This is a genomic window from Colwellia sp. RSH04 (assembly GCF_003545765.1).
Classification (GTDB): Bacteria; Pseudomonadota; Gammaproteobacteria; order Enterobacterales; family Alteromonadaceae; genus Colwellia.
The window spans coordinates 43885-62829 of sequence record NZ_QXIO01000009.1 but is presented as its reverse complement, the minus strand read 5'-3'; the positions used below and the strand labels follow the sequence as shown (position 1 = coordinate 62829).

The 18945-nt window shown below is 35.8% G+C and carries 11 protein-coding genes; 6 read left to right on the top strand and 5 right to left on the bottom strand.

Annotated features, from left to right (window positions below; genetic code table 11):
- Positions 1-2: 2 nt before the first annotated feature.
- A complete protein-coding gene (locus D1094_RS14265) occupies positions 3-980 on the bottom strand; it encodes a MoxR family ATPase (RefSeq protein WP_118960791.1) in 978 nt (325 codons plus the stop codon).
- A 388-nt stretch (positions 981-1368) separates the two neighbouring features.
- Between D1094_RS14265 and fadI the strand changes: the two genes are divergently transcribed.
- Complete coding sequence (gene fadI / locus D1094_RS14260; RefSeq protein ID WP_118960790.1) at positions 1369-2676, top strand: acetyl-CoA C-acyltransferase FadI; 1308 nt, start codon at positions 1369-1371, stop codon at positions 2674-2676.
- Positions 2676-4859: a fatty acid oxidation complex subunit alpha FadJ gene (gene fadJ, locus D1094_RS14255; RefSeq protein ID WP_118960789.1), complete on the top strand. Its 2184-nt coding sequence runs from the start codon at positions 2676-2678 to the stop codon at positions 4857-4859. Before fadI ends, fadJ begins: the two co-directional genes overlap by 1 nt.
- Positions 4860-5594: 735 nt before the next feature.
- On the opposite strand, the gene D1094_RS14245 is transcribed toward fadJ, so the two are convergent.
- The 3 genes from D1094_RS14245 to D1094_RS14235 form a co-directional block, all read right to left on the bottom strand.
- Complete coding sequence (locus D1094_RS14245; RefSeq protein WP_118960787.1) at positions 5595-5873, bottom strand: hypothetical protein; 279 nt, start codon at positions 5871-5873, stop codon at positions 5595-5597.
- A gap of 260 nt (positions 5874-6133) precedes the next feature.
- On the bottom strand, positions 6134-10900 hold the full coding sequence (locus tag D1094_RS14240) for an EAL domain-containing protein (protein WP_182440198.1): 4767 nt from the start codon (positions 10898-10900) through the stop codon (positions 6134-6136).
- Positions 10901-11035: 135 nt separating this feature from the next.
- The gene (locus D1094_RS14235) at positions 11036-13876 is read right to left on the bottom strand and encodes an insulinase family protein (RefSeq protein ID WP_118960785.1); all 2841 of its coding nucleotides are present in this window, start codon (positions 13874-13876) and stop codon (positions 11036-11038) included.
- Between the two features lie 243 nt (positions 13877-14119).
- Between D1094_RS14235 and sixA the strand changes: the two genes are divergently transcribed.
- On the top strand, positions 14120-14641 hold the full coding sequence (gene sixA, locus D1094_RS14230; RefSeq protein ID WP_118960784.1) for a phosphohistidine phosphatase SixA: 522 nt from the start codon (positions 14120-14122) through the stop codon (positions 14639-14641).
- Between the two features lie 41 nt (positions 14642-14682).
- Here sixA and smrB read toward each other — a convergent pair whose 3' ends face one another.
- Positions 14683-15288, bottom strand: a complete 606-nt coding sequence (smrB, locus tag D1094_RS14225; RefSeq protein ID WP_118960783.1) for an endonuclease SmrB — start codon at positions 15286-15288, stop codon at positions 14683-14685.
- Between the two features lie 60 nt (positions 15289-15348).
- On the opposite strand from smrB, the gene prmB reads away from it, so the two are divergent.
- From prmB to D1094_RS14210, 3 genes are all read left to right on the top strand, one after another.
- Positions 15349-16290, top strand: coding sequence for a 50S ribosomal protein L3 N(5)-glutamine methyltransferase (gene prmB, locus D1094_RS14220; protein WP_118960782.1), 942 nt, complete (start codon positions 15349-15351; stop codon positions 16288-16290).
- 98 nt (positions 16291-16388) lie between these two features.
- A complete protein-coding gene (aroC, locus tag D1094_RS14215; protein WP_118960781.1) occupies positions 16389-17510 on the top strand; it encodes a chorismate synthase in 1122 nt (373 codons plus the stop codon).
- 166 nt (positions 17511-17676) lie between these two features.
- On the top strand, positions 17677-18831 hold the full coding sequence (locus tag D1094_RS14210) for an MFS transporter (protein ID WP_259337970.1): 1155 nt from the start codon (positions 17677-17679) through the stop codon (positions 18829-18831).
- Positions 18832-18945: the final 114 nt, after the last annotated feature.

The following is an 18945-nucleotide window of genomic DNA, read 5'->3' as shown; positions in this document are numbered from 1 at the left end:
CGTTATGCAACGGCAACTAAGTTAAGTAAATGATCTAATAACTGGTTGGCTGTTATGCCTTCGGCTTCAGCCTGATAGCTCAGTAATATTCTATGTCTAAGTACATTATGAAATACTGCTTGAATATCTTCTGGGCTAACAAAGTCTCTATTGTGTAACCATGCTCTGGCACGAGCACAACGATCAAGCGCTATCGTTGCACGTGGGCTTGCACCAAAGGCTAACCATGACTTTAATTTATCGTCGTATTTTTCTGGTTGTCGTGTAGCAATAATTAAATCAACGAGATATTTTTCAAGCGAAGGCGCCATATGAATATTTAACACTTCTTTTCTGGCTAGAAATATTTCATCTTGGCTTAGTACGCGTAAAGCTGTATTTTTATCATCGTCATCTGAGTTATTGTTAGAAACTGCTTCTCCACGGTTTAACTTTAATATATCTAATTCGCTTTCTGCGTCTGGGTAGTCAATTTCCAGATGCATTAAAAATCGGTCTAACTGAGCTTCAGGAAGAGGATAAGTCCCTTCTTGTTCAATAGGGTTTTGAGTTGCCATAACAAGAAACAACTCAGGTAATTGATAGGTTTTTCTGCCAACCGTGATTTGTCCTTCTGCCATCGCTTCTAAAAGAGCTGATTGAACTTTTGCCGGAGCACGGTTAATTTCATCGGCTAAAACAAGGTTTTGGAATAAAGGGCCTTGCTGAAATACAAAGCTGCCATCTTCAGGGCGGTATATATCTGTACCGGTTAAATCAGCAGGTAATAGATCAGGTGTAAATTGAATACGATGAAAGTCTGCTTCAAGGCCTTGTGCAAGTGCATTGACGGCTCTCGTTTTAGCAAGTCCTGGTGGCCCCTCAACAATAAGATGACCATCAGCGAGTAAAGCAATTAATAGGTTTTCAACTAACGCTTGTTGGCCAATAATTTGTGTTGATAAATGTTGTTTTAATGCGGAAAAGTGTTCTATTGCCATACTTGTTCTATCTTTCTATTAGGAGCTAATTACTGTGTTAAACGTCAAGGTATAATCATTAATGAATGATGTACCAGTATACATAGGACCGAAATTAAAAAAAACAAGTATAAATAAGACACTAATTGGTATTTTGTAACAACACTTTACTTAAAGACAGGGAAGTAAATAACTCATTGCTATGATGTGGCTTTAGGTTATCAAGATACTTTTGAAACAAAAAGGGGATTGTATTTTTCTGACAATTAGATAGAATCAATGATAATTAACAGGTCAGACCTCTTGTTTTGTGACATTCATTTACATAAATTTAAGAGTCTAAATGACCAAAGCCTTGTAACTTAACGCTAAGGTATGGCCTGGCCATGAAAGCATAACGGAGTATTTGATGACAGTAAATAAACTAACCACTTCAAATGGGGAACGCATTGCTATTGTAGCAGGGCTTAGAACCCCATTTGCTAAGCAAGCAACAGCCTTTCATGGTGTGCCGGCAGTAGACCTTGGTAAAATTGTTGTTAATGAATTAATGAAAAAGCATGATATAGACCCTAACATTGTAGAGCAGTTGGTCTTTGGTCAAGTGGTGCAAATGCCTGAGGCACCAAATATTGCTCGTGAAATTGTTTTAGGTACAGGTATGAACGTTCATACTGACGCATATAGTGTATCAAGAGCGTGTGCAACGAGCTTTCAATCAACGGTTAATGTTGCTGAGTCTATTATGGCGGGTATTGTCGATGTTGGTATTGCTGGTGGTGCTGACTCATCTTCTGTTGCGCCTATCGGTGTCTCTAAAAAGTTTGCTAAAACATTATTAGATTTAAGTAAAACAAAAACCTTAGGGCAAAAAATAGCGTTAATACGAAAGCTTGGCATTAAAGATATTCTTCCTGTTGCCCCTGCTGTAGCAGAATACTCAACGGGAATATCAATGGGTCAAACAGCAGAGCAAATGGCTAAAACTTATCAAATATCACGCGCAGATCAAGATGCATTGGCGCATCGTTCTCATACATTGGCAACACAAAGCTGGGCTGAAGGAAAATTAGCTGACGAAGTCATGGTTGCTCACAGTGAACCGTATAAAGGCTTTATAGAAAAAGATAACTGTATTCGTGAAAACTCAGAACTAGAAAGTTATAGTAAATTGCGACCGGTGTTTGATAGAAAGCACGGCACAGTTACTGCCGCAACAAGTACACCGTTAACCGATGGCGCTGCTGCGATTATGTTAATGCGAGAAGGTCGAGCCAAAGAGTTAGGCTATCAACCATTAGGTTATATCCGCAGTTATGGTTTTGCAGCGATTGATGTGTGGCAAGACATGCTAATGGGACCTAGCCATGCGACACCTATTGCTTTAAAAAGAGCAGGTATGGAATTAGCTGATTTAGATTTAGTTGAAATGCATGAAGCTTTTGCAGCACAAGCATTAGCGAATGTGAAAATGTTTGCTAGTAAAAAGTTTGCTCAGGAGCATTTAGGTAGAGATAAAGCCATTGGTGAAATTGACATGACAAAATTTAACGTAATGGGGGGCTCTATCGCTTACGGCCATCCCTTTGCGGCAACGGGTGCAAGATTAATAACACAAACCTTGAATGAACTTAAACGACGTGGTGGTGGTGTAGGCTTAACAACAGCTTGTGCTGCAGGTGGCCTTGGTGCTGCAATGGTTGTGGAGACAGATTAATGACTGATAATAATACGGTAGAAAGTGCTTTTACATTAGTAAAGCAAGAAAATGGAGTAGTGCATTTAGTGATGGATGTTGTCGGTGAAACAATGAACACACTAAAAGCAGAATTTGCTGAACAAGTTGCTGAAGTATTAGCAGAAATTAAAGCGGATAAAACGATTACAGGCGTTGTTATTTGTAGCGGCAAAAAAGGCTCTTTTGTGGCGGGTGCCGATATCAATATGATAGATAGCTGTGAATCTCAAGAAGAAGTCGTTGCGTTATCAAGACAAGGGCAGATGATATTTTCTCAACTTGAACAGTTAGAAATACCTGTAGTTGCAGCAATTGACGGCCCATGTTTAGGTGGTGGTTTAGAGTTGGCTCTAGCTTGTCATGGAAGAGTATGTAGTGATAATCCTAAAACCGCATTAGGGTTACCTGAAGTACAATTAGGTTTACTACCCGGTAGTGGCGGTACACAAAGGTTACCTAAACTTGTTGGTATACAAAAAGCGCTTGATATGATGCTAACAGGTAAACAGTTACGTGCAAAACAAGCGTTAAAAGCGGGATTAGTGAATGATGTTGTACCGAGCAGTGTTTTACTTGAAACGGCTGAAAAACTAGCCTTGTCAGGTAAAGTATCTAAAAAAACACAAGGTTCATCTGCTCGTAAAGTTAGTCTCGTTGATAAATTATTAGAAAATAATGGTGTAGGACGTAACATCGTTTTTAAACAAGCGACTAAATCAGTGCTGTCTAAAACAAAAGGCAATTATCCTGCACCCATCAAAATAATTGACTGTATTAGAACAGGTGTTGAATCTTCAAATGCTCAAGGTTATCAAGTTGAAGCTGATCATTTTGGTGAATTAGCAATGACCAGTGTATCAGCACAATTAAGGCAGTTGTTTTTTGCAACGACTGACATGAAAAAAGAGCAGGGTGTTGCCGATGTAATGCCTGATAAAATCTCTAATGCTGGTGTACTTGGTGGTGGTTTAATGGGAGGTGGAATTGCTTTTGTTACCGCAACAAAAGCGAATGTACCTGCTAGGATTAAAGATATTAACCATAATGGGATTAGTCACGCATTAAAATATAGCTATGATCTATTAAATAAAAAAGTTAAACGTCGCTTTATGCTTAAAAGCGAAATGCAAAAACAATTAGCTATGATCACTGGTACTGTTGATTATAAAGGGTTTAAAAACTTAGATATTGTTATTGAAGCAGTATTTGAAGATTTATCTTTAAAACAAAAAATGGTAACGGATGTTGAAGAAAATGCTAAAGAAAGTACCATTTTTGCCAGTAATACCTCAAGTTTACCTATTGGAAAAATTGCTGCAAAAGCATCTCGACCTGAAAATGTTATTGGGTTGCATTACTTTTCTCCTGTCGACAAAATGCCATTAGCAGAAATTATTCCGCATGAAGGGACGTCAGATAAAACCATTTCAAGCACTGTTGCTTTCGCTAAAAAACAAGGGAAAACGCCGATAGTTGTCAAAGATAAGGCTGGTTTTTATGTGAACCGTATTCTGGCTCCTTATATGAATGAAGCGGCTATATTACTGTTATCTGGTGAGCCGATTGATAAGCTTGATAAAGCGCTAGTTTCATTTGGGTTCCCTGTTGGGCCAATGCAATTATTAGATGAAGTAGGTATTGATGTAGGCGCGAAAATAGGACCAATTTTACAAGCTGATTTAGGTGACAGATTTTCACCACCAGATGCATTCGGTAAGTTACTTGAAGATGGTCGTTTAGGTAAAAAGTCAGGCAAAGGTTTTTATACCTATTCTACAGCGAAAGTTTCACCACTGAAAAAACTATTAAAGAAATCAGGTAAACAAGTTGATGAGTCAATTTACACGCTTCTAAACATTACCCCATCAGGTAAACTCGATTCAGAAGAAGTTGCCAAGCGCTGTACGTATATGATGCTTAATGAAGCTGCTCGATGTTTAGATGAAGGTATTGTTCGCAATGCGAGAGATGGCGATATAGGTGCGATATTTGGTATTGGCTTCCCTCCATTTTTAGGTGGACCATTTAGATATATTGACTCCCTTGGTGCTCAGCATATTGTGAGCCAACTAAATCAATGGACAAAAGAGCAGGGTGAACGTTTTGCTCCATGTGAAGCATTAATTGCCATGGCTGAAAAAGGTGAAAAATACTATAGTTAACTAATTTACTATATAACTTTATGGATATTAGGGTAAATTTTTGCCAAAACATAAAGTTTTCAAACCTTACAAGGGGCATTGATTTGCCCCTTGTTTATTTCAGTATAATAAGATTAAAAAGGGCAAATAATACAAAGGGTATTGCTTGTGATTTAACCTTGCAAGCAGGTTGATTTTTCTTTATATTGCCGTGTTTTTTGGGTTACAGTTATAAATTTTTCATTTATTAACTGTGTTGTGTTGACTTAGGATCTGTTTATCTTTGCTATTGATAAAACAGCTTATTGCTGAAAATGTTAATAAAGGTCAACGGGTTCTAAAAGAGTAGTAAAATTGTTATGTTGTTTTTAGCTATATTGTTGAGTGCTTTTTGTTGCTCAATGTTTTTTTATTTTCAGGCTACTTTTTCAGGGTTAAGTAGAAAACGCTGGGCATTTGCAGGCTTTATGTTTGGACCATTTGCTTGGCCGATGTTTATGATGAAAAGGCGACTTAATATCGCTCGTTTTGCTTCATTTAATTCTGTATTATTTCGCGCGTGATTTGATAAAAACGCCAACCTTGAAAAGATTGGCGTTAATCATTCAACTTAATCATATCACTATGACCACCACGTTTTAGCAGGCATTTCTTTTATTTCAATACGCTTTGCTATTGGATTTTCTTTCTTTTTTTCTGCTTTATTCAATGCGAAGAATAATTTGATTATTTTAAGCATAGATACTCCAAAACTGATTAAATTCTGATAGAACCTCTTTTATCACCAATTCTGATAGAACCTCTTTTATCACCAATTCTGATAGAACCTCTTTTATCACCAATTCTGATAGAACCTCTTTTATCACCAATTCTGATAGAACCTCTTTTATCCCCAATTCTGATTGAGCCTCTTTTATCTCCAACTAGAAAAGTATCAAGCTTGGAGTTCAGTTCGAGTAATGTTGAGTTTTGAATATTTGGTTCAGCAAAAGATGAAGTCGTAAGCGCCATAGAGAAAATAATTGAAGTTAGCATAAGTTTTCCTTTATTTGAGGTTTGAATTTAGGTTGATTGATGAATCAATTCTTATAATTATCACGACAAATTAATGCGAAACTTATGCCAAGTATATTTTATCTGAAGATAAGTAAGCATAAGTCAATGTATGCTTTAAGTATCTATACTGGTGTTAGAGGGGGGAGGATTGTATTCTGGAAAATTCAATAAATTGGTAACTTTTAAAAGTACTTAAAAGCGTTATATTTTTGACAGTATTAATGTATTTTTTACTAAAGCTAATTCGTGAATATAGTAGAGTTATGGGTTATTTGATGTGACAGTAAATATCGCTGAAACTTATCTTCAGCAAGAGGTTTACTGTATAAGTAGCCTTGTAACTGCTCACAACCTAAGGTGGATAAAAAGTCGAGTTGGCTATTCGTTTCAACACCTTCAGCGACTACTTGCATATCTAAATTGTGAGCTATGGTAACTATTGTAGCGACCATATTTCTTCCTTGCTCAGATTGTTCAATATCATCAACAAAAGCTTTATCTATTTTTAAGGTATTTATCGGGAACTGTTTTAAATATGCTAGCGAAGAGTAGCCTGTGCCAAAATCATCGAGTGACAAGCTGATTCCCATGGTTCTTAACTGTTGCATGGTCTCTATTGCTTTTTGAGGGGAGTCCATTACCGTACCCTCGGTAATTTCGAGTTCAAGATATTTAGCAGGTAATTGACTTTCGTTTAGAATATCTTCAATCATAGAAACTAAATTAGCTTGGCTAAACTGCACGGCAGAAAGGTTAACAGCAACGCGACCAGTAAATAAGTTATTATCAACCCACTGCTTGGTAGCGAAACAAGCTTTTCTGAGTACAACTTCACCTATTTCTAAAATTTGCCCTGTTTCTTCTGATACAGGAATAAATTCAGCAGGACTTAAAAATCCGTGTGAAGGCGTTTCGTAACGAACTAATGCTTCCATACCGGCAATTTTCCCTGTTGAAATTGCTATTTTAGGTTGATAAAAAACAGTAAATGCATCTTCTTTTAGGCCTAACCGTATTAGATTTTCGACCTTAAAGCGTTGTACTGCTTTCTTATTCATAGAATCACTAAAGAACTGGTAACGATTGCCCCCTTCATTTTTTGCATGATACATAGCCGTATCTGCATTTTTTAATAATTCATGAGGGCCCAATCCGTCATCGGGGTAAAGCACAATACCAATACTGCTATATAAAACAATCTCTTGAGATTTAACTTTAAACGGACGTGCTATTGTTGTTAAAACTTCATTCGCTATCGTTGTAATGGTGTGAATGTCATTTGTTTTTTCAATTAATATACTAAATTCATCACCGCCTAGACGGTAAACGGTATCTTTTTTTCTGCCTAAGTTTAAGAGGCGTTCAGCTATTTTACATAGTATCGCATCACCTATTTGGTGACCTAAAGAATCATTGATTTTTTTGAAGTTATCAAGGTCAAAGACAAGTAAAGCGTGTCGGTCTTTATTGTTCACTAATTTAGTTTGATTTGCTTGAAACAAAGAACGATTAGGTAACCCTGTTAAGGTATCAGAATTAGCAAGCCTTCTTAATTCTATTTCTGTCGATTTACGTTTAGTAATATCGGAAAAAATACCGACATAGTGAGAAATATTATGGTTTTCATCATAGATAACATCTAAATTTAGATCGGTAATGTAGGTGCTGCCATTTTCACGCTTACTTTCTATTTCATTATGCCAACAGCCCTTTTCAGATAATTCTTTTTTTACATTAGAAGTAAAGCTTTCAGGATAAAGGCGAAATTGAAGCGGTTCACCAATAACTTCTTCTTTATGTTGCCCTGTAATTTTGGTAAATGCTTTATTAATATCAACTAACTGGAAGTTTTTATCGTAAATTACCATGGCGTCAGAAATGTTTTCGATACATTTTGCAAACAGTTTTAACCTTTCTTCTGTTTGCTTTATTTTGCTAATATCTTTTAATGTACCTGTCATACGTGTAGGCGCATTATTTTCATCTCGTTCAACGATTTTGCCGCGATCTAATATCCATATCCATTGACCACTTTTATCTTTAACTCGGTAAGTTGATTCAAAGTGTTCTGTTCTGTCACAGAAGTGTTGATCAAGAGTATGGTTAACTCGTTTTAGATCATGATGATGAATGTTAGTTAAAGGGAAAGAGCTAGCTTTAGTCTTGTCAGATTGGCTTGAATTATCTGCAACTTGAGCATTGCCAAACTCATTTCGCTGTCCGTCTTGTGGAAACTCCAGCATTCCCCAGATATTCGAACGATAAATCTTACCTGTGGATATATTCCAATCCCACATTTCATCACCACTTCCCCATAAAGATAGCTTTAATCGTTCTTCATTTTGCTGAATACGCAAATGATAAAGTCTACGATTATTAACTTGTTGAAATATAAAACTAATAGCAAGTGTAGCTAAGAGAGCATAGATAAAGATGGCTGTGTTGGTTAACCACCAAGGAGGTAAAATTTCTAAATTAATACTTTTACTTTTTTTACTTGTTGAGTTTTGTACATCGAATGCTTCAATAATGAAAGCGTATTTTCCAGGTGCTAGATTAGTGTATGTCGCTATGTTATTCCTTGGATCTGCTTGAACCCAGCCTTTTTCAAGCCCTTGTAGTTTATACTGGTATTTCAACTGGCTTGGTATTTTTGCGTTAGGTGACACAAACTCAAAGCCAATAGGTGAGTGGTTATGATTTAGGCTTATGCTCGTTTGACTGTTTAGGTGTTTATTTAAAAAGAATGCTTTGTTAGCAGCTTTAGGCAATTCAGCTAGAGTCTTTATTTTTGTTAAAAGAGTGATATCTGCTGGTACATTTGTATGGTCAACTTTTTTTATTACGACTTCTTTATTTGCAATATAAAGGTTACTTAAAACAGGCGTTGAAATCTTTTGTTTAACTTGTAATAACTCCTCGGGTAAAAAGTGATAAAAACCTTGAGGGCTGCCAAAGAAAATTTCATTATTACTAGCTTTAAATGAAGAATATTTTATAAACTCAGGTTCAAATAATAAGAAGTCACTATCAAAATGAGTGACTTCTGATTTTTCAGGAAAAATGACAGAAATATTTTTATTTGTAGCTACCCATGCTCTATCTTCTGAATCAATTAATATTGAAGCTATATAGTTATTCTTTAATTTATTATTTTCATTAAATATCGCTACTTGCTTACTTTCTTTATTAATTAAAATTACACCTTGAGAGTTTGTACCTAACCATATGTACTTTTTACCAATAGCGATACTAGATATTTGCTTTACATCTATTCCTTTAGGTATTGTTAATTTCATACTAATAGAAGAGCTATCAAGAGTATTAACAACGATTAATTCTCTTGATTCGTTAGTTAACCAAATATTATTACCATCACGTTGTAATGTAATAAGATTGCTTAGGTGAGGTAGTATTTGAAAGCTATAATTTATAGTATTGAATTTTGTTAGAACTTTATCTTTATTGATAAACCATGCTGAGTTATTAATAGCGATTAATCTTTGATTAATCGTGAACTTAGATTTTTTATTCCAAATTGGAATTTCTTCAGCACTCTTAGTTTTTGTTGAAAACTTATATAATTTTCCTAATTCAGTTCTTAAATATAAATGTGATTTAATTCTAATTATTTGCCAAATATTCTCTTTTATTGAAAGGGTTATTGGAGATATTTCATTATTTTTAAGCTTAAATAAACCGTGTCGCTCTGTTGAAATATAGATCGTTCCATCTGGCATCTCAGCAAAAGATTCCACTCTATAGTTTTTACTTTCAATCGATAATTCATGGTGAAACTTAGCGGTTAAAGGTGAGTATTTATTTAAACCTCCGCCATATGTTGCAAGCCATAATGTATTGTTTTTATCTTTAAAACTTGCCATTAACCAGTTTTCAGATAAAGAGAAGCTGTCGCTGCTATTTTGATGAGACGTTATTTCATTTGTTATCAAACTGATAACATTTAAACCTTTATCTGTTGCTAGCCACACATGATTATTATCGTATTGCTCTATGGCTCTTACATGATTTGATAATAAACCGTGCTCGGTTGTTATATGAGAGGTGAGGGTATAATTATTATTGCTATCAACCTTTATGATATATACACCATTATCAGTAGCTAACCATAATTTTTTATCAATAGCTTGAATTTCAAAGAGCGAATCAGCATTAATAGTTAAGCCTAGTTTATTTTTGCTTTGTAATGACCCTGCATAAGTAGACGAATCTTTTATTCTATCTGTATTAACAACATTCTCATTGAGTATATGAATACCTTTATCAAAACTACCGAACCAATAATTATTATTAGCTTTATCATGATAAATGGTTTTAATTTCAGTGAGTTCTTTATTTAGACCGACTATGCTTATTCTGTTAAAAGAGACATTATTGTTTTTATCTTCTAGCGTATGAAGACCTTTTTCTGTTGATACCCAGATATTAAACTTATTGTCTTGATAAATATCCCAAATTACATTGTCTTTTAGGGAATATTGGTTTTTTTCTTGGTGATGAAAATTGTCAAAGTTATCCAGCTCACGGTTATAGCGACTTAAACCATTTTGGGTACCGACCCATAGAGTGTTATTGCTATCTATAAAAATTTTTCTAATAAGGTTTGCGCTTATTGAATTTGAATCTGTGATTTGATGACGATAGGTCTTAAAGTTTTGACCATCATATCTATTTAATCCATCTTCTGTGCCTATCCACAAATAACCTTGCTTATCTTGGTTTATTGCAAAAACATTACTGCTTGATAGGCCATCACTTGATGACAGATGACTAAATTTTAATGTGCCAGTAGGAATGCTTTCAAAGTTTTGTTCTTGTTCCGAGGTTGGTGTGGATTGAGCTAAAACAGAAGAGGAAATAATAGACAAAAGTAAAGCGATACTACATCGAAGTCTCACTTTACTGTTATGAAGTAAATATTGAGACATTAAGCGAGTAAGTCGTTCAATCCTTGTACAGCAATTTTTCAAAAATGAAATACGCAAGTGCTAACTCTACTAATCAAATAAATAAAAAGATCATCAGTTGTAATAAAAGTACTTCTTACAAACTATTATCATCTAAACATTACAAGCAATTGTTATGTTAAGTCAATCTATGTTATTGCTATATCGACAATTTTAGTATTTTCTTTGACTATTTTTTGTAAAATCTGAATGATTGGTTATTATTTTTCCACTTAGTGTATTTAAAATATCCTGTTCAAAACCTTGCTCTGAAGAGATATCTTTCGCTTTTGAAGATAAAAGAATGAGGCGGTCAGGTGAATTTGTGCTAAATAACTCTTCTCGAATAAAACAAATAGCTTGTTCTAGCGTTAACGATAAAATGGTATTTAACAAGTTTTCTTTGTGCGCAAACTCATCGTCTTTATTGCAAATTGAAGCCCAGAACCGTTGACTTTTAATTCTTAAATTATGATCTTTTTCTTGTAGTTGACTGGCTAAACCGTGAGTAAAATTATGCCATTTCTCGTTATCCATCGTTGAAATGTTATCTAAACATGTATCGATAAACTGTTCTATTGCGATACTTAAATCAATAGCGTTTGTATGTGGTGATTGAATATAAAAAGCAATACCAGGATACCTATTAATAGGTACATACCCGACACCAACTAAATAACCGTATTGCTTCTCGGTTCTCATTTCTTGAAAAAAAAGAGGAGAAAGCAAGTGACTAGTAATCATGGTTAAGGCAATGGTTAAGTTATCTTTTGTTTGCATTGGTGTATATATAACACTGGCATAATCATGTTCAGTTAAATGTATGGGTAAAAACAACGTTTCTTGATCACTAATATCAACAACAGGGCATTGAACGGCATATTGCTCATGAATGTTATCTTTGAAGTGTTGCTGTATTTTTTTAGCGATTTCTTGTGCTGAATTACTTAACCAGTTTCCGTGTATTAGTGCTTCAATGGTTACTTTAGCAAATAACTGTTGGGTAAAATTTAGGTAATCATCATAGCTTACCTTTGATAATGCATTGATTAAGGCCTCACTATTTGGATTATTCGGTTGCATCAGTGAGCTTAATTGAGAAAACAATAGGGATATAGATTTACTTTTATCGCTATTTTTCCAATGTTTTATTGATTGCTTTTTGAATAGATTGAATTGTTGTTTACTTACATGATGGTTTTTTAAATTAACTAATAATTTTTCAAGCAAGAGATTTTGCTTCTCACTCATACCTGAAATTTGTAATGTAACGCCACCTTGGTGGGCATACAGGTGGTAATGAATACCTGCAAGCTCAGCGTCATAGTTTTTTTCTATCACTGTATCGGTATATAAATCGACGAATAGCCTAGTCATGGCTATGTTTTCAATACTTTGTATCGCCTTTGGTGAGTCTATTCCTAGATAAAGGTAACCTTTTGGCACCTTAAAAGTATTATCTTGTTTATACCAAACCTTAATACCACTTTCATCGACAATTACTTCAGGTATTAAAGAAGTGTTACTCTGATTAGGATAAACTTTAGGAGATGCAACGATATAAGGGTTTTTTTGTGGTAAATGTAACTGCTGATACCAATTTTTTTGTAAAGGCACTGTCTTTGCAGACGAAGCCTCTAATATGTTCTGCCACTGGCTTATTTTACTTTGGCTAATCGTTTTTACATGGTAAGGCGCGTTGTACCAGTAACTTGCTTTATCGAATTTGTTATTCTGCGAAATATGAATAATTCGCATGTTGTTAGGTGTTAGCGCATTTAGCAAAGTTCGGATGTCTGTTTGGACAAACTCTTCCATGATGTAATCACCATAAATATAGTCATCAACGGGGTAGTGGTGCATATTAATAACCAGTTGACTGACACTATCTAATGGGCGCATTTTTTCGTGATAAATGTAGGCAATATCAGATATTTTTTGTTTTTCTTGATAATAAAACCCTTCAATATCCTTTTCATTAAGTTGATGCAAATAACTAAAAACAATATCAATTATTTCATCAATATGCTGTTCACCTAATTCGGTAAGTGAAATGCTGATATTAAAATCTTTAAAGTTTGAACCATTTATCCCTGAACCAGCAGTTAAGCCCATACCCCATTGTTGCTTTTTCAATAGAGACAGAATACTACCTTCACCTTCATGCCCCAGTAGATAAGCGAGTATTGATTCGGGTTTAGTTTTATATAATTCATCAATACTGCCCATGGCAAAACTAATGATCAATTGATGATCGTTTCTGATAGGGCAAACGTTTATTTGAATTTTTTGATGTTCTTGTAGGTATAGCGGCTCAGTAATCGGTTCAATAGACGTATTTGAATTAGGTATGTCACAAAAGAGTTCACAAACCATTTGTTCAAGCTTTGTTATTGACTGCGGCCCTTCAACGGCTAATGTCATATGGTGTGCACTGTAGTGCTGCTCAAAAAAAGCACGAACTTCATTACTGATACTTTGTTCATTTCGATCTTGTAATGTATCTATATTTCCAACAGAGAACTTTGCAAAGGGATGTTTAGGATTAATCGTTTCTTTGTGAACATCATAAAGACGACGGATATCATCTTTGAGTTTCATTTTAAATTCAGCGTCGATATTTTGACGCTCAGACTGAACAAACTCTTCGCTTAACAGTGGAGAAATAAAAAATTGACTAAACCTATCTAAGGCAGGAGCTAAAAACGTAGATTGAATATCAAAAAAGAAACACGTGTGTTCAGTGGCTGTCCAAGCATTATTACTACCACCATGTTGGCTGATAAAGTGCTGGTACTCACTGCCATCAGGGTATTTTTCTGTGCCCAGAAAAAGCATATGTTCAAGAAAGTGAGCAAGACCTTCTCTGTCTTTAGGATCATTAAAGTGGCCAACATTTACGGCTAGAGCCGCAGCGGCTTTATCTGATTCAGTATTACTAATAAGAAGAACCCGTAACCCATTTTGCAATGTGAGCGGTTGGTATTTCTTTAAATCATTGGGGCTTTGCTTCAACCTTGGCTCCTAAGAACACTTTATACAGCAAAGCGTAGATTAGTGATGTTATTATTATTTAATTACGATTAAAATAGCATTTATTTGAAGAGAATAGCTTCAAAATATAAATAGTCATTGCTATTGAATATAGCGTAATGCTAATACTATAGCTGTAAAATAATCATAGACTCAACTATTTGTTAACTAGAAAGTAAATAAATCTTTGATATTATCCGCGATTTTTGAAGTGCGGGAGAAAAAATGCAAATTTTCATAATGCGTCATGGTGAAGCTCAAGCCATTTCAAGTTTTCAGCCACAAAGTGACTTTCATCGAACGTTAACCAAACAAGGTCAACTTGAAGCACAGTTAATGGGAAAGTGGCTACTTAATATAACTAAGAATATTCAAGAAATATTTATGAGTCCTTATGATAGAGCACAGCAAACTGCTGCTATTATGCTGTCGAGTTTACAGTCGGCTGAACATAATGCGCACATAGCGTCTTCAACGTTAGATTTTATAACACCTAGTGGCAGTGCAAAACAGGTACATGATTATATTGATGGGTATTGCGCGCAAATGAGTGGTGAGTCAACAAAAGAGCCCCATGCCGTTCTAATTGTTTCTCATATGCCATTGGTGAGTTATTTAGTTGCAGAGCTTACCACACCTGAAAACGCTCCCATTTTTGCAACAGCAGCTATTATTGAAATAGATTACGACGTAACTAGAATGACAGGTGAAGTTGTGCGACTCATTTCACCATTAGACTTGTGCTAAGAGAGTTTTCTTCAAGGTTGCTTGTGTCATTAATTAGCCGTTTAGGCCTTATTAAATTTATCTTTTAACTCTATTAACGCAAGCAAAGCACCATTGCCTCCCCATTCTAATGGCGCTTGATGAAATGCCATTACATCAGGGTGCTGTACTAGCCAGTGTGGTACTTTATTTTTCAAAATGTTAGAACCTATACCGTGTACGATACAAATACATTGGGCATGTTCTTTTTGACAAGCAAATAAAAGTGCTGCAATTTCTTTCTTTGCTTGATGTTGAGCTAAGCCATGAAGGTCAAGAATTAAATCAGGCGCATAATAGCCTCGACGTAAATTTTTAACCTCAAAACTGTCTACATCTTCACGAACATATTGCATAGGCCCTTTTTTATTCAAATTAGGCTCGAATTCATCTGAAAAATGAAACTCAGCTTTAGCTTGGTGACTTTTTTTATCGTCAAAATGGGTTTTGGGCTTGCTGCTTTTTTTGACTGGGTGTATGGTGTCCACCACCATAGGCTTGACCTTACCAATAGCATCGCTAAACAATAATTTGTCGTTTTCTGAAACGGTTTTTTTTAGCGATTTCTTTTGCTTTTTAAGTAAGCTGCGTAATGAGTCGTTGTCTTTCATGGCGGCAGTGTAAATCATTGGTGGTGAAATACAAGCATATCGCTAGTTAACCACATTGTTAATTAATAGGAACAAACTGTGTCTTTAGATAACCTAGAAGAAGCGCTTACTCAATTACATACAGTCGCTGATTTTTCTCGCTTCGGTGCGAGTTTGTTTAATCAGGCTGAACTTTTTTATGGTCATGGTAGCGATAATGCCTTCAGTGAAGCGCTCACGTTGATAATGTATGCGTTATCTTTACCTGATGAATTAGATGAAACCGTTATGAATTGCCGGTTATTAACGAATGAAAAACAACAGATATTAGGACTGTTCGAACAACGTATTACCGAGCAGCTGCCAGTTCCTTATATAACTAACCTTGCTTATTTTGCTAAACTACCTTTTTATGTTGATGAACGCGTTTTAGTCCCTCGTTCTCCTATAGGGGAACTTATTGAGAATAAATTCTCGCCATATATCAACAGTGAAAAACCACCAAAACGTATATTAGATTTATGTACTGGTAGTGGTTGTATCGCTATTGCTTGTGCAAGCTATTTTCCTGAAGCAGACGTTGATGCCCTTGACCTATCGGTTGATGCACTTAATGTTGCGCAATTAAATATTGAAAATCATGGCTTAAGTGAACAAGTTATTCCAATTCAATCTGATGTTTTCTCTGGGGTTAAGGGGCAAAAGTATGATTTAATTGTGACAAATCCGCCTTATGTTGATCAACAAGACATTGATAGTTTACCCGCAGAGTTCACGCACGAGCCCGAAATGGGGTTAGGGTGTGGCTCAGATGGTCTTGATATTGTCCGTGTGATATTAGCTGAGAGCGCAGAGCATTTAAATGATGATGGCCTGCTAATATGTGAAGTCGGTAATTCGCAAATACATGTTGAAGCACTTTATCCAGAGGTTGATTTTTCATGGTTAAGCTTTGAACGAGGTGGCCATGGCGTGTTTTTACTCACTAAAACGCAATTAGTAAAGCATAGAACACTTTTTAAGGCAGCCTTGAAAAGTTAAAACACATTAGTGTTGAATAGAAAAAAGAACATTAAACATTATTGAATACCTTGATTACTAGGTAAACATAAAGCATATAAATACAGGCGGTTTGTAGCATGTCAGGTAATACTTTCGGTAAATTATTCACAGTGACTTCTTTTGGTGAAAGTCATGGATTAGGTTTAGGGGCAATTATCGATGGTTGTCCTCCAGGTATTGAACTAACTGAAGCTGATCTACAAGTTGATTTAGATCGCCGACGTCCAGGGACTTCACGATATACCACAGCGCGAAGAGAAGCGGATGAAGTTAAAATTATGTCAGGCGTATTCGAAGGGAAAACGACAGGAACACCCATTGGTTTAATGATTGAGAATACCGATCAACGCTCAAAAGATTACGGAAATATTGCCCAAAGCTTTAGACCTGGCCATGCTGATTATACTTATTGGCAAAAATACGGATTACGTGATTACCGAGGCGGTGGTCGTTCATCTGCGCGCGAAACAGCCATGCGCGTTGCAGCAGGTGCTGTAGCGAAAAAGTATTTACTTGAAAAATTTGGCATGAAAATACAAGCATGCGTTACTCAAATTGGCGACGTTAAAGCCTCAGCTATTGCTAATGAAGAGTTTGACTTAACTAAGGTTGACTGGCAATCGGTTGAAGAAAATCCATTTTTCTTCGCTGATAGTAGCAAGCTTGAACCATTAGATGAGTTGTTACGCAGTATTATCAAAGAAAAAGATTCTATCGGCGCTAAAGTAACGGTTGTTGCTACTAATGTACCTGTAGGGCTTGGTGAGCCGATTTTTGATCGTTTAGATGCAGATATTGCTCATGGCTTAATGAGCATTAATGCCGTAAAAGGCGTAGAAATTGGTGATGGTTTTGGTGTAGTTGATCAAAAAGGCTCTGAGCACAGAGATGAATTAACGCCCAATGGTTTTGCTAGTAATCATGCCGGTGGGGTTTTAGGCGGTATTTCGTCGGGTCAACAAATAGTTGCTCATTTAGCATTAAAGCCAACCTCAAGTATTGGCGTAAGTGGTAAAACGGTTGATTTATCAGGTGAATCTACAGATATCATCACAAAAGGCCGCCATGATCCTTGTGTAGGTATTCGCGCAGTTCCTATTGCAGAAGCAATGTTAGCATTAACATTAATGGATCACTTTTTACGCCATCGTGCTCAAAATGCTGACGTACATTGTGAAACCCCGATTATCACAGAGTAACGGAAAATGAGCTAATTAATGTAGCTTATGTACGTGGCTTATTCACGGCATTCATCAAAGCGACACTTAAATTGCTGATTAATTATCTTTATTGACTAATTGGTCAGCAAAAATCAAAATAGTGGGGTATACTACTCAACTATTTTGACATACTTCACTCATCACTTTGCAATTATTTACTCGTTTATCAAGTAGTTACTTTTTCTATTTTGCCTTGTTAGGGTTAGTCACACCTTTCTTGTCTGTGTTTCTAGATGGTAAAGGGTTTAACTCTCTTGAAGTAGGTGAAATACTTGCCATTATTACGGCGACAAAAATAATAGCGCCTAGCCTTTGGGCAATGCTCGCGGATAAAAGTGGTCGTCAGTTAGCTATTATTCAATTGGGTGCGCTGTTAGCATTACTCAGTTTTGTTTTGCTTTATTGGCTAGATGCTTTTTGGCCTATTACCTTATCTCTTGCATTATTCAGCTTGTTTTGGACTGCCATATTACCTCAATTAGAAGTACTGACTTTAAGCTCAGTACGCCGAAGTGGCAAAATTTACGCTAGAATCCGTTTGTGGGGGAGTATAGGTTTTATCGCTCTAGCTATTATTACCGGTGAAGTGATGAGTATTTTTACTTATCAGTCATTTATCACTGTAGGTAGTTTACTACTGATTTGTTTATTGATATCAACCTTACGATTAAAACAACCCGTAAAAACGCTAACTACCCATAACAGTGAAACAACAATTTTTATTCGGCTGTTTAAATTGCCTTTTATTATCTTTTTCATTTCGGGCATTTTACTGCAAATAAGTTTTGGCCCTTTTTATAGTTTTTTTGCCTTGTACTTGCGTGATTTAGAGTATCCCGATTATGCGGTAGGTTTATTGATTTCCATAGGAGTGGTTGCCGAGGTTATTGTATTTATTTTTGCAGGTAAAATTTTTACATATTTTTCTGTTAAATGGCTATTGTTGTTAAGTTTATTTATTACCGCCATTCGCTGGTATTTTACCGGTAATTACGGTGATGTATTATGGCTACTTATCTTAACTCAGTTATTACATGCAGCAAGTTTTGCTATATACCATAGTGCAAGTATGCAATTCTTATCAGAGTATTTTAATCGCTCTGAACAAGGTCGGGGTCAAGCGGTTTACCTAGGCGGAGTTTATGGTTTAGGTGGTGCGATAGGGGCCTATATTGCAGGCCACCTATGGCTGGACGGTGCTGGCGCTACCTATGCTTTTAATATAGCAGCATTTGCATCTTTAATTGGAGCCATGCTTTTATTATTTTTGCCGACTTCCTTTCAGGCTAAAACGCTTTAATCGTTATAAAGGAATAAAACATCTTCTTCTTGACCATTTGGTTATGTTTTTTTTGTGTTCTGACTTACGCTCCTGTGAAAAAGCTGATATATTTTACCCCTAAAATTTAACTGT

What these genes read in the sequence shown, in the direction of transcription:
- D1094_RS14245 (WP_118960787.1), bottom strand. Translation starts at nt 5,873, where the DNA reads ATGCTAACTTCAATTATTTTCTCTATGGCGCTTACGACTTCATCTTTT.
- fadI (WP_118960790.1), top strand. Translation starts at nt 1,369, where the DNA reads ATGACAGTAAATAAACTAACCACTTCAAATGGGGAACGCATTGCTATT.
- aroC (WP_118960781.1), top strand. Translation starts at nt 16,389, where the DNA reads ATGTCAGGTAATACTTTCGGTAAATTATTCACAGTGACTTCTTTTGGT.
- fadJ (WP_118960789.1), top strand. Translation starts at nt 2,676, where the DNA reads ATGACTGATAATAATACGGTAGAAAGTGCTTTTACATTAGTAAAGCAA.
- smrB (WP_118960783.1), bottom strand. Translation starts at nt 15,288, where the DNA reads ATGATTTACACTGCCGCCATGAAAGACAACGACTCATTACGCAGCTTA.
- sixA (WP_118960784.1), top strand. Translation starts at nt 14,120, where the DNA reads ATGCAAATTTTCATAATGCGTCATGGTGAAGCTCAAGCCATTTCAAGT.
- D1094_RS14265 (WP_118960791.1), bottom strand. Translation starts at nt 980, where the DNA reads ATGGCAATAGAACACTTTTCCGCATTAAAACAACATTTATCAACACAA.